Source organism: Pyrococcus sp. (assembly GCF_030153625.1).
In the GTDB taxonomy this organism is placed as follows: Archaea; Methanobacteriota_B; Thermococci; order Thermococcales; family Thermococcaceae; genus Pyrococcus; species Pyrococcus furiosus.
In genome coordinates this window covers 1-12,548 of the sequence record NZ_JASKLM010000047.1, presented here as the reverse complement: position 1 = coordinate 12,548, position 12,548 = coordinate 1, and the positions used below count along the sequence as shown (strand labels likewise).

The window sequence follows — 12,548 nt, the reverse complement described above, 5'->3', positions numbered from 1 at the left end:
GGTATAATTTTGTTAGAATTCATTCTCGGTTTGGTGGACCGCCTGGTGATGTGACTGAATGGCTTCAGGAGGTGATACCCCAGTTATCCTGACAGTATCGAAAACGACAGGATTTATGACTAAAGTGAAACCCCTTTCAATCAACGACTTCACTAATGCCTTTGCGTTCTCGTCACCAAGGTTTAATCCTACCAGAATAGAAGAATCTAGAAAGACTTCAGAGGGATTCATAGTAAGCCTCCTTATTATAATCTATGCCTTCAACTTTCTCAATAATCACGGGAATCCAAGATTTTCTCAATCTCCTCCTCATCAATTACCTTGATGATGACCTTTGAGTGCTCTTTGAGCTTTAAATTTTTCAGAAGTTTCAAAACTCCATCCTCATAAATCGCCTCAACAATCTGCATAACACTCACTACAAAGAATTCTATTGTGAGAAAATTTGAGATTTTGGTGTACTCGGCACTACCACCTGAAGCTTAATATATTGTCTGGTGAATAAAATATTGGTGGAATTATGCCCATCATTGAGGTTAGAAACGTTAGAAAGTATTATGGTAATGTTAGAGGCGTTGAAAACCTAAGCTTCGAAGTTGAAAAAGGTGAAATCTACGGCTTCCTCGGCCCGAATGGTGCTGGAAAGACAACAACCGTGAAAATCCTCGTTAAAATTATCAAAGACTACACTGGGGAGGTTAAGGTTTTAGGCAGAGACTTAAGAAAATGGGGTAAGGACTACTACAATAAGATCGGCGTCTCCTTTGAGTTTCCAGCCCTTTATTCTCGCTTAACGGCTCTTGAAAACCTGGAGTTCTTTGCAAGTTTCTACAAGAAGCACCTTGACCCAATGGAAGTCCTTAAAATGGTTGGTCTTGATAAGGAAGCTGATCAATTAGTTGCTAACTTTTCCAAGGGAATGAAGAAGAAGCTCGACTTGGCTAGGGCCCTACTTCCAGATCCCGAGATACTCTTTCTTGATGAACCTTTGGAAGGATTAGACCCAGGGAGCGCGAGGAAGATAAAGGATTTGTTGCTTGAGATGAGGGGGAACGGGAAAACTATTTTTCTCACAACGCACAATATGTACGTTGCGGATGAGCTCTGTGATAGAGTAGCGTTCATTGTAGATGGATCAGTAAAGCTCGTTGATAGTCCGAGTGAGCTAAAGGTCAAGATGGGGAAGAGAGTCGTTAAGGTTGAATACGTTGTCAATGGAAAAGTTGAAGTAAGGGAATTCTCATTGGATGGGATAGGGCAAAACGAAGAGTTCTTCAACATTTTGAGAAATTATGAGATCAGGAGGATAAACACCGAGGAGCCAACTTTAGAGGAGATATTCCTCAAGGTAACGGGGAGGAGGCTCATATGATAAAGAACTTGATAAAGGTGAACCTAACAATTGGATTTAGGAGCTACGTTTACCCTATGTACATTCTCATAGGGGTTGCCTATGGTTTAATGCTGATGGCCTTTCCGGAGAGATATCACTCCATAGTGGTGCCAATATTCCTCCTCTTTGAGCCTGGGCTTGTGGGATTTATGTTTGTGGGTACTGAGATATTTGCGGAAAAGAAAGACGGAACTATTGGAGCTTTGGCCGTAACGCCCATTGAGTGGAGGGATTACATAATAGCCAAGCTCATCCCACTAAGCCTCCTCTCAATAGTAGGAGGAATAGCGATAATGGCAATTGGAACTAGATCCCTCTCTGGTCTGCCTTACGTTGTTGTGGGAGTTTTCCTCTGCTCAATTGTCTATACCCTCCTGGGAATAGGAATATCTGCGAAGTACTACAGTTTGGACGACTACTTCATTCCTCTCCTGGGAGTTCTTATAGTCTCACTCCTCCCATTCGCCCACTACCACGGCTATCTAACCCATCCAATCTGGAAGGTTCTCTATCTAATCCCAAGCTATCCCGCGCTCTACTCTTTCAAGGCCCCATTCGTCGAGATATCAAAAACCACTTTAGCCATTTCTGGGTTAGCTTTAATTGTTTGGTCTGGTATAGGGTATTACTTTGCTAAGTCAAGGTTTTATAAGTACGCGGTGGAGGGATTGAAATGAGTTTTTTGGCGATTTACAAGACGGATGTTAAGCTTTTGAGAAGGGATCCCATGCTCCTCTACAGCGTAATCATGGTGTTTGTCCTTCTCCTAATAGTTAGGTACTTCAAGGACAAAGTTGGAATCTACTACTATCCTTTAGCTCTCTTGACGATGCTCTTCATCCCAATGATATTTGGCATGCTCCCAGGCTTCGTAATGGCCGATGAAAAAGAAGAAAAGACCATACAGGCCTTGCAGGTGATTCCAATATCAAGTGAGGCCTTTCTAGCCTACCGCCTCACCTGGGCCTCAATAGTTACTGCAGTACTGGGCTTTGCCTCTCCCTACATCCTAGACATAGAGTTGTCTCGAAAGGGTCTTGCAATGCTGATAGTTCTTTTCGTCCTTGAGGTTTGGATATATGGATTATTAATTACAGTGTTCTCAGAGTCAAGAATGCAGGCGATAACCGTCTCTAAAGTTCTTGGCTGGTTTCTCATGTTGCCACCGCTGATAAAGCTCGTTGTGCTTTGGAGAAATCTTTCAAGGGACTGGAGTGAATTTACAGCATTCCTTCCGACCTATTGGCTCTATAAAGTGTTCGAAGGGATTTTGCAAAATGACTACAGCGATTTTTTGGTGGCCTTCATTGTGCACTTAATATGGCTAATTCCCCTAATAGCTCTATTTAAGAGAAGGGTGCTTTAAAATTACCAATCTTGTATCATGATAAAGTACATTGTTACATCCGCCTCGTCCCCTCTTGAGTCTGGGTGTTAGTATAAAAGAAATCACTAATTGAATCCAAGAATTTTGGGATACTCTCAAAGAAACTGAGGAAATTTACAAGGTCAGCCGAGAGAATACAAAAGCATAAAGGACTTTTCAATGTTAATTGAAAAAATAAAACTATAGTAAGGCGTAAAATTTAAATATGAATTTTCGTTCATAAATTTTGAGGTAATCCTATGAAGAGACCTTTGACCCTCATACTATTAGGGTTAATGCTGGGCTTGGTATTTATAGTAGGAGTTATTTTACCCCACGAGAGCAAGCATCCTTACGAATCCTTGAGACCTGCGCTGGCTTTTCCCGATGTTAGGACTTTAGAGATTGTAGATGACAAAAGCTACACATTAAATATCATCGTTTTCAATAAAAACAATGAGACACTCAGTTGGGTGATTTCTGTGAACCTTCCAGAGAAAATTAAAGAGAATGCTAGATTATTTTTCGTTGATAATGGATTTATAGTTTTGAAGGCGTTTTCTATAGCTCCAAATGCAACATTTATTGAAGTGAATTGGAGCAGTGAGATGGTCTGGCTGGAAGATGACACATTAAATTTTAACCTAACTATACCTCCCAAAAGTTATGTCATAATTCCGGTGAGTGTTGTGTTTAAAGAGTGGCCAAGCTATCCACTTGGTAAATTGCTTAATGCAAATATAACGAAGCTTGATGATTCGATATATATGGTAAGCTATGTGGCTGAAGAGGACTGTATCGTAGAGATCTGGGTTCCTAAAAAGATTGGATATAGTAAAGAGTATGGAATAAGAGTGAACGAGTATAAAAATAAGATTGAGGGAATATTTGAAAAGATAAAAAGCGAATATGGTATTTTGGTTGTAGGTAAAGAAGTTAAGAAAGCTCTGGAGATGTTTAAAAGTTATGAGGATGTTGAAGCTCCAACCGATTACTGTCTAACACAAAAAGCAGAAGGTGAAGAAATTTATTCAAAGGACTGGATGAGTTATCTGGGCGCCTCTGGTTATTACACAAGTGGTGAATACTATATAACTGTTTTTGAAGGCAAAAAAGGTTCCTTATTATTTACAGCAAATGGAACATGTGAACCAAAAGTTATCATAAAATCAACTCTAGTCAAAAATACAACATTAGCGACACTAAACATACATCCAACTGAAAGCATAACGATTATAACACAAGAGACTGTAATTGGATAAGCTCCTCTAGCCGGACTATGTGAGGAATAAGCATTGTGGAAATTGGAGTGAAGACAAATGAAAACCCAGGGAGTTCTTTAAATAGTCAGCAATTTGGGTTTCTAAGGAAGTTAATTCCCCTAATAAACCTCTTTAAGAGAAGTGTGCTTTAAAACAAAAAGAGAAGCTATTCGTCTCCTAAATCAATGGAATATGTTGGACAAAAATCACCAAAGCAAGGTGGGTTAGAGCCTTGGCCGTCATCTATCGTAGTGAAGTACATTGACACCTCTACCTTATCATTTCCACTAAGCTTGGCATCTCTTTTGAGAATTGAGGCATAATAGAGCTGATTTGGTGCTGCCTGTAAAATGCCAATGTTATAGGTTGTTAAAGAGTGGGATGTTGAGGAATATGTGAATGTTATTGAGAGCTTGCCGACTATAGGTAGTTTGCTCCATATCCAACTCGCGGCAGAACCTCCTATTGGGGTGGAATAGAATGTATATCCTACACTTCCCTGGAAATCAAACACGAGATTTGGATACATTCCCATAGAGTTTGTTCTTATAACCTTTGGCTTAGATGTCGCATCATCTGGGAAGTGGGAACTCACTAGGTAGTTCGTGAGTAGATAACCTCTGTTAAGGTCACTTTCTGTGAGCCTATATTCTCCGCTTAGCATGATCTCTATTGGATAGGTTCCGGCAATTGGGATCGTGGCGTATTGTTTTGTTAATTTGTCATAAACGGGAACGTTGTACACAACAACCACATACTTCAGAGGAAGGTTTAGGTATCTGTCCAAGTAACCATCCTTAGTCTTTATTTCCTCTTCAGGTGAATAGCTAACCCTTAAGGTGGAACCAGAGTATGACTCTCCAAAATCTATTATGGGTATTCCATCCACGCTCAGAGTCCACATTGATTTCATATTCGTGGTGAGCTGAATTCCCCAGGCGATGCTAATTGATTTTATCTCTTTGTATCCCTCACTCCTAACTTTCACACCCATAAATGGAACCCATTCAATGAAAGTTCTTGAGTCTGCATAATAAGAATCCTTTAGGTACTCCCAATTTTCAATTATACAGTACCTATAGTTTAACTCTTCATAACCTTGTGGACAAGAAGAAGTTCCTAAGAACGAGCGAACCTTGTACTTTATTCTTGCTATAAAAGGAATCTTTAAATCTGGCTTTTGTGAAGGCTCCGCAACATCTTCTATGGGGAACATGCCCTCAAGTATTATTTGCTCCCCAGGTTTGAAGCTTTTCACTCCAATTTTCCCATCTTCAGTGAAGTATATTATTAGGGGTGTTGGGACCGCACTGAGGTTCTTGGTGGCGAGTGCTTCTCTCCACTCTTTGCTCTCAGTCTTTAAGCTTACAATTCCTCCCAGGTGCCCCTGTTTTAGGAGTTTTATTCCCCCTTCTGGCAACGGTTGGAAGATAAATACCTTTGCTCTTCCTTGAAAGTACGCTCGTTCAATGTCCATGAAATTCTCCATTGCTATACTACTTACAGATGCAAGTGTTACTAATGCTAGTATAATAGCTATTGTTCTGAGCTTCATGATATCACCTCTTTTATTTTGTGTCGTATCATATTATACAACAGGAGCTATATATCTTTCTGTACTTTTGCTGTTATTAATCTAACTTTTTTTAAAATAAACAAAAATCATGAAAGATAGGCCTTTCTAAATTCTAAGCCTGCAATTCCAGCGAACGCTAAAGCTAGGATTATTAAGACTATCCAATCGTTTATGATCCCAAAAGTTGGAGTTACCCCTGCAAGATAGTACCTAACACCATCAACTGCATACGTTAGGGGGTTTATCTTCGCTAGCCACTGCATCCAATTTGGCATTGTCTTTACTGGGTAGAATGCACCACTGAGGAACATCATTGGAAGCATTAGCATCATAACTATTACTTGGAACCCTTCCATGCTGCTCATCCTGAGGGCCAATGCAACACCCAATCCCGCTATTGCTATGCCCACAAAGAAGGCCAATACGAGAGCTGGTATTATTCCTGAAACTTTTAAGTCCGCTATGGTAAAGCTTAGTGCCACCATTATGAATCCTTGGATCATCGCAACTATTGCCCCTCCCGTTATCCTTCCTAGAATGCTTTCAACTCTACTCGCTGGAGCTACAAGTATTTCCTTCATGAAGCCAAACTGCTTGTCCCAAATTATTGTTAATCCCTGCATAAAGCTCATGTTGAACACAGTCATTACAACAACTCCTGGGACCAAGTAAGTCATGTAGTCAACTCCGCCAAATATTCTCGTTGCCATTGGAAAGTTAAAGACTCCACTCCATCCCTTTCCGAAAAATATGAGCCAGATTAGTGGGTTTAGGATGCTCCCCATGATTCTTGAAGGTGACCTCACGAATCTCTTAAGCTCACGGTAGATCATCGTTGAGAAGACGTTCATCTTCCCCACCTCCTCATTGGCATTGTTGACCTATCAGAAGCTTCATCCCTTATCTCTCTCCCCGTTAAGTGCAAGAAGACGTCGTTTAGCGTAGGTCTGTGGTAGGTAACCTCCAAGATCTTAAGTCCCATATCCCTGGCCTTTTCAAACACCAAAGGTAGGACTTCTGCCGCATTATTAACTTCTAGAGCGACCCTTCCATCGTTGAGAATTTTACATCCCCTAATGAACTCAGCTTGAACACAGGTGGGTTTCTCAAACTTGACGTAGATTATGTCATTCCCCACCAACTTCTTCAGCTCTTCAGTAGTTCCCTTGGCTATTATCTTTCCGTGGTCTATGATTGCTATCCTATCTGCAAGCTGCTCAGCTTCATCCATGTAGTGGGTGGTTAGGAATATTGTCATGTCATGCTCCTCTTTCATCGTCTTAATGTACTCCCAAATGTGAGCCCTGGTTTGGGGATCAAGACCTATTGTTGGTTCATCTAAAAAGAGCACTTCTGGCTCATGTAGCAGAGATCTGGCTATTTCCAGCCTTCTTTGCATACCTCCTGAGAAGTATTTAACTTGCTTATCCCTAAACTCCCAGAGCTCGACGAATTTCAATAATTCCTCAATCTTCTTCTTGAGATCTTGTCCTCTAAGTCCATAAATTCTTCCATGGATGTACATGTTTTCCCAGGCCGTTAGTTCTCTGTCAACACTTGGATCTTGAAAGACAATACCTATCTTCTTTCTAACTTCCATTGGCTCCTTAACTACATCGTGCCCAGCTACTATAGCTCTTCCCGAAGTGGGCTTCAGTAGCGTTGTTAATACGTGAACCGTTGTTGTTTTTCCAGCACCATTTGGGCCTAGAAAGGCGAATATTTCTCCCTGTTTTACTTTGAATGATATCCCCTTTACGGCTTCAAAGTCTCCATATTTTTTAACGAGGTTCTCCACTATTATTGCCTCCATATTGTTCACCTCCCAGGAGAATTAGCTTAATTCTTTTAACGAAGTTGGAAAACTCCCTCGCAAGAGCAGCTTTTTGCTCTTCAGAAAGCTTGTCAATGTTTTCAACAACTTCCCTTAGAACCTGGGCAACCTCCTTACCCCCAAGTTCTGAAAATTCTTTGAGTTTATTTGCAATCTCTAAAGCTTCTTTCACTTCGTCTTCGTGTTTTCTTAGATATTCTCTCCCTTTTTCTGTTATTTTGTGGAGCTTCTTTTCCCTCTTTCCTTCCCCTGCTACTTCAATCAGTCCGCTCTTTCTTAAGGATGAGAGGATTGGATAGATTGCACCTGGGCTTACCTTTATTCCAAAGGTTTCTTCTAATCTTGTCATAATGCCATATCCATGTAGTGGGTTTTCTTCTAGGAGCTTTAGGATTAGTAGCTTTAGATGACCCTTGAACCTGGGCTTTTCCACAATATCACCTGATATATCAATTGATATATCAACTTATAAGTACTTTCCTTAAGCCTCGAGTACGCTAAATACATGAAAGAAATACCGAGACTGGTATTACTAAAGGATCTCTAGAGAACTTTGACTTGGATAATGTTATCACCTTCCTTATCTTTCCAACCTTAACTGGAGAAGCTTTAATGTTGTCGCTCCACTTAACCTCTATCCCTATTCCATCTCTAGTCACAACATCGATCTCCCTTCCATCGCGCCAATATCCTACTTCATATCTCCTTGCCACATGAGTTGCTACCACACTCTCGACTATCTTATCTTCACTTGGTTCCTCCGTTAAGGTCCATCTAGAGACTAAGTGGTAGAGAAAGGGATCTATGAGGTGCACCTTTTTCTCCCGCCTAAAGTCTACTTCTAATTTGTTTGGATCTATGTATGGGAGAACCTTTACGAGAAACATTCTCTCGAAAAGTTCAATGTAGTTAAATACTGTTTTGTGGGATCCTATATCTATCTCTTTCGCAATTCCATGCCAACTCACTGGAGAGGGGAGCTTTTTGATTATGGCCTTCATTATTCTCCTTGCAACCTCTTCACTTTTTCCAAGCTTTAGTATGTCTCCCCTCATCCAAGAAATATAGGTCTCATATGTCTCCTCTGAAACCTTATTATACCTTAGTATATCTTTCACTGCCCTGGGAAATCCGCCACTAAGGAGGTAAAGTTTGAAGAGCTTATTAAGTTCTTTAATGAATGGTACGGCCTTTAAACACTCCTCAACTTTGTCTAGACTGTTTATCCTAGGGAGAAGTGAATGTAACTTTGGAGATGCTATCTTGATGAATTCCCTAAACGTCAATGGGAGCATTACTACATCCTTGCCTTTTCCTCTTCTCCCAGGAAATGTTTCAACTTCCCCTTTTGTATGCATGCTTGTTGATCCCGTTAAAATGAGGACGTCATTTTTGAATTTTCCCATGTCAATGTAAAGCTTTATTGCTCTAAACCACTCCCTTGGGAACGTGACTTCATCGAGGAGTATGTAAGACGATCTTATCCCTTCAATCTCTCTAATTTCGAGGTACTCATCGATAACATTCATAAGCTCCTTGTAATCGCTAATATAATCACATCGGAGATAAAAAATCGATCTTGGATTTATCCCTTCGTCGAGGAGTTTCTTTACTATGAGCTTCAATAGAGTAGTTTTCCCAACTTGTCTAGGGCCAAAGATTATATTAAGGGAGAAAGGCTCCAGAAGGATTTCCTTTATTATGTCAGGAACCCACTTAATTTCGCTCTCTACCCACTTTCTATAGTCTTCATCTTCCTTTATCCCTTCCTTTCCTTTCCACCATGGATTAAAATGTTCAATCATGTTGGTATTTGGATTACCAAATATTTAAAAATATTTTGGTAATGGAATTATCAACAAATCAGTCTTAAAAGCCTCCAAAGGTGAACTTTCTAGTACTCTTAATTCACTCTCTCTTGACAATTCTCATAGTGCTTCTCTTCTCCAGCCCCCTGGGCTTTAGTGCTGCACCTAGTATGTTCTCTTTGCCATCCCCCATTGTGAAGTTATTTTGCTTTAAATTTTCTCTATTTCTAGAAGCTAGAGTAATAGAGGATATTTTTTTCCTGAGTGGTTTTTACATATACAAAGTGGAAATTTTTAAATAGTCTAAGGCATACATAATATTTGTGGGCTGTTTTCGTAAATAGTAAAGTTTGTTGGGGTTTGTAAGGTGGCCAGAACAACAGGGGGATATGCATAGATTATGGTGAGGAATATGAAATCAAACTATAAATTGGTGATTTTTACTCTTTTCTTACTTTTGTTAGCTGGCATATTCACACTTTATGATCTGGAGAAATGTGAACAGGAACACTTGGATGAATCTTCCGAAAGAATATCACCCAACATTACGACCGAATTATGTTGTGGTCTCTTAAAGATTCCAGAACAATGGGAAACAAACTGCTCTGGAGTGGTAGAAATCAGCGAGAAGTATCCTATATGGCCAGGCTTTCCAGACAAAAAGCCAAACTGGACGGTCTTAATAGGTGTTGATGTTGCCTTCTACAATGGTGGAGCTTTAATCTCAATAACAGACAGGGAGTTCTGGGGTAGTAGGCCTCATCACTTCTCACTAATGGGATGCTTCTATAAGAATGGAACACTCTTCCTTCTAGTGAAGTACGAGGATTGTCCTACCTACAACAAGTTGCACAACGTAACCAAAACGTGTCTGATGGACAAATGGACCCCAACATTCTTTGTTCATCCCAAGGTTAATCCAGAAAATCTCGTTATCTACATAACGGGGAATAAAGAGGGAATTTTAATAATACCTTGGGAGGCCATATGGAATGATTAGGCATGCTGTTGTATTTTTCTTTTTATTACTTATTGGAGCTTTTGTATTTTCCCGAGCAATTAAAACTGTTGAAGTTCAAGTCCTTGTCTACTACCCGGGAGAGCTTGTGAGCAGGGGCTATCGCATAGAGGGGGGACAAGTAATACTTAAGTTCCATGCACTAAATAGGTCTGAGGAACTCAAGGTGAAGTATGAAACCTTCAAAGTTCGCTGCTTCTTCTGTGATCTTGATCTTGAGAATGCAACCATTATTATAGATGGAACTCCTTTAAAACCAACTTGCAAGGATTACATCATGAGCTTTGATACAGGTGATGGAATGCTTTACATCGCGAGCCCCTACAACCTAAGCGAGACTGCAGAGATCTGGATCCCTGAGGGATACCAATTCAAAGAGTTAAAATTTGAAAACAACACTCTTGTGATTCTGGTATCTCCTGGAGATGGCGAGAAGGTCAAGATTATTCACTCGGGAGTTGTAGCTGAGCACAGAGAAGGGCTCGAGAAGGGGTGGGTAAAGGTGATCTACACTGATGGGAGCAAAAGTTGGGGAGGGAGAGTTTACAGTTTTGGGGAGGGGGAGTGCCCAATACTCATTAAGACCTAGGACCCTCAAACCGAGTTCTACTATATTCTTTTCATCTTTTAAAGGGCTGAGGTTCATGAGCTATCTTGCTTTAAGTCTCAGGTTGAAATGGAAGGAACAACCTTACGGCCGAGAGCTGGGATTTACTTGAGGAAGTTCCATTCTATCGAAAGCCAGCTAAGAAGAAAAAGAAAAGCAGAACTATGAAAGCGCTTTCTCAAGTAGCTCAATTCCCAGGTCTAAGTACTCCTGGGCTTTCTCTTCGCTCTTTGCTTCGCTGAATATCCTTATTATTGGCTCCGTTCCACTTGCCCTAACCAAAACCCATCCATCTTCAAATATTATCTTAGCTCCATCAGTTGTGTCAACAGTGTATCCCCTCTCCCTCGCCATCTCTGCAACCTTATTTACTATTGCATACCTATCTCCCTCAACGTGCCTCTTGGTCTTTATCTGGTAGTACTTCGGCAGCTCATCTATGAGCTCGCTGAACTTCTTACCGCTCTTGGCGAATATTTCAACAACCTTAGCCACGGTCATTGCACCATCTCTTCCCAGTACGTGATCTGGGAAGATTACTCCACCGTTCTCTTCCCCGCCTATTGTTCCGTTGTTCTCATAGAGGGCCCTGGCAACTATTAGGTCACCTACTTTAGTTCTCATTACCTTAGCTCCATGCTTCTTCGCTATGTCATCGAGCAAGTTGGAGGTTGCCACGGTTGTAACTAGTAATCCTCCACCATTCTCCCTCAACACTGCATCGGCAACGAGTGCAAACGTCTTATCACCCTGAATGAATCTTCCGTTTTCATCTATGAATACTGCTCTGTCTGCATCTCCATCCTGGGCAACTCCAAAGTCTGCTCCCAAGGCCTTAACTATCTCCATGAATCCTTTGAGGTTCTCCTCATTTGGTTCGGGGTTTCTAGCTGGGAAGTGGCCATCTGGGTGGGCGTTTACGGAAACAACTTTACATCCGAGCTCTCTTAGCAGGTATGGTAGGGTTAGGGAGCCTGCTCCATTTGATGTGTCCACAACCACAAATGGCCTCCTCTTCTTTATGGCTTCAACATCTACCTTGGATTTTATAGCTTCAATGTAAGGCTTTATTATATCAACTTCTCTAACTTCCCCGATTTCATGCCACTCTACCCTGTCAAAGTCTTCCTTGAAGAATATCTCCTCGACAATAGCTTCTCTTTCCTTCTTTAATCCCATCCCATTCGGCTCAAGTAGCTTTATTCCATTGTATTCTGGTGGGTTGTGGGAGGCTGTTATAACTGCTCCCCCATCAGCTTTAAGGTGATTTGTTGCCCACTGAATAGCGGGAGTTGGAGCAATTCCCACATCGATTACATCACATCCAACACTTAGAAGTCCGCTTATTAGAGCACTCTTTAGCATTTCCCCACTCACTCTCGTGTCCCTACCGACTACTACAACTGGTTTCTTCTTCCCCTCTCTCCTTAGAAGGGTTCCGAATGCCATTCCTATTTTTAGAGCGAATTCTGGGGTTATGTCCTTGTTTGCTGTCCCCCTCACTCCAAATGTTCCAAACAGCTTCCCCATTTTATCACCTCCAGTGATTAATAAAAAAGAAGTTAAAAACCTAAGCCCTCTGGTAGTGATACTGTTAGGATAAGCGGTAGGGCGTTAGGTTTAAGTTTCTGATAATTTTTCAGAAAAAGAAGGGAGAGAAATGAAGGCTGAGAGCATTCTATAC

12 protein-coding genes and 2 pseudogenes are annotated in these 12,548 nt (G+C 41.0%); 7 read left to right on the top strand and 7 right to left on the bottom strand.

Translation table 11 applies throughout. From position 1 onward, the window contains the following. Positions 1-92 (top strand): annotated as a pseudogene (locus PWP39_RS08095) (IS6 family transposase); the annotation flags it as partial. 125 nt (positions 93-217) lie between these two features. On the opposite strand, the pseudogene PWP39_RS08090 reads toward PWP39_RS08095, so the two are convergent. Continuing rightward, positions 218-410, bottom strand: a pseudogene (locus PWP39_RS08090) (antitoxin AF2212-like protein). A gap of 110 nt (positions 411-520) precedes the next feature. On the opposite strand from PWP39_RS08090, the gene PWP39_RS08085 reads away from it, so the two are divergent. The 4 genes from PWP39_RS08085 (at position 521) to PWP39_RS08070 (ending at position 4,021) form a co-directional block, all read left to right on the top strand. Continuing rightward, a complete protein-coding gene (locus PWP39_RS08085; protein WP_011011695.1) occupies positions 521-1,372 on the top strand; it encodes an ABC transporter ATP-binding protein in 852 nt (283 codons plus the stop codon). Further along, positions 1,369-2,070 carry a fluoroquinolone export ABC transporter permease subunit gene (locus tag PWP39_RS08080; RefSeq protein WP_288073421.1) on the top strand — a complete coding sequence of 234 codons (702 nt, stop codon included), beginning with the start codon at positions 1,369-1,371 and terminating at the stop codon, positions 2,068-2,070. The genes PWP39_RS08085 and PWP39_RS08080 overlap by 4 nt, the downstream gene beginning before the upstream one ends. Further along, on the top strand, positions 2,067-2,759 hold the full coding sequence (locus PWP39_RS08075; RefSeq protein ID WP_011011697.1) for an Rv2686c family ABC transporter permease subunit: 693 nt from the start codon (positions 2,067-2,069) through the stop codon (positions 2,757-2,759). The genes PWP39_RS08080 and PWP39_RS08075 overlap by 4 nt, the downstream gene beginning before the upstream one ends. A gap of 260 nt (positions 2,760-3,019) precedes the next feature. Continuing rightward, a complete protein-coding gene (locus tag PWP39_RS08070) occupies positions 3,020-4,021 on the top strand; it encodes a hypothetical protein (RefSeq protein ID WP_011011698.1) in 1,002 nt (333 codons plus the stop codon). A gap of 166 nt (positions 4,022-4,187) precedes the next feature. Here the strand turns inward: PWP39_RS08070 and PWP39_RS08065 are convergent, their stop codons facing one another. The 5 genes from PWP39_RS08065 to PWP39_RS08045 form a co-directional block, all read right to left on the bottom strand. Continuing rightward, the gene (locus tag PWP39_RS08065; RefSeq protein ID WP_288073420.1) at positions 4,188-5,576 is read right to left on the bottom strand and encodes a hypothetical protein; all 1,389 of its coding nucleotides are present in this window, start codon (positions 5,574-5,576) and stop codon (positions 4,188-4,190) included. A 107-nt stretch (positions 5,577-5,683) separates the two neighbouring features. Further along, positions 5,684-6,448, bottom strand: coding sequence for an ABC transporter permease (locus PWP39_RS08060; RefSeq protein WP_011011700.1), 765 nt, complete (start codon positions 6,446-6,448; stop codon positions 5,684-5,686). Then, positions 6,445-7,410 carry an ATP-binding cassette domain-containing protein gene (locus PWP39_RS08055; protein WP_011011701.1) on the bottom strand — a complete coding sequence of 322 codons (966 nt, stop codon included), beginning with the start codon at positions 7,408-7,410 and terminating at the stop codon, positions 6,445-6,447. Before PWP39_RS08055 ends, PWP39_RS08060 begins: the two co-directional genes overlap by 4 nt. Continuing rightward, a complete protein-coding gene (locus tag PWP39_RS08050; RefSeq protein WP_011011702.1) occupies positions 7,379-7,864 on the bottom strand; it encodes a PadR family transcriptional regulator in 486 nt (161 codons plus the stop codon). Before PWP39_RS08050 ends, PWP39_RS08055 begins: the two co-directional genes overlap by 32 nt. A gap of 64 nt (positions 7,865-7,928) precedes the next feature. Then, on the bottom strand, positions 7,929-9,236 hold the full coding sequence (locus PWP39_RS08045) for an ATP-binding protein (RefSeq protein ID WP_011011703.1): 1,308 nt from the start codon (positions 9,234-9,236) through the stop codon (positions 7,929-7,931). Positions 9,237-9,651: 415 nt separating this feature from the next. On the opposite strand from PWP39_RS08045, the gene PWP39_RS08040 reads away from it, so the two are divergent. Next, entirely contained in the window at positions 9,652-10,239 is a 588-nt protein-coding gene (locus PWP39_RS08040; protein WP_014835171.1) for a hypothetical protein, read from the top strand. Further along, a complete protein-coding gene (locus PWP39_RS08035) occupies positions 10,232-10,846 on the top strand; it encodes a hypothetical protein (RefSeq protein WP_011011705.1) in 615 nt (204 codons plus the stop codon). The genes PWP39_RS08040 and PWP39_RS08035 overlap by 8 nt, the downstream gene beginning before the upstream one ends. Positions 10,847-11,026: 180 nt before the next feature. Here the strand turns inward: PWP39_RS08035 and glmM are convergent, their stop codons facing one another. Continuing rightward, positions 11,027-12,394: a phosphoglucosamine mutase gene (gene glmM, locus PWP39_RS08030; RefSeq protein ID WP_011011707.1), complete on the bottom strand. Its 1,368-nt coding sequence runs from the start codon at positions 12,392-12,394 to the stop codon at positions 11,027-11,029. Positions 12,395-12,548: the final 154 nt, after the last annotated feature.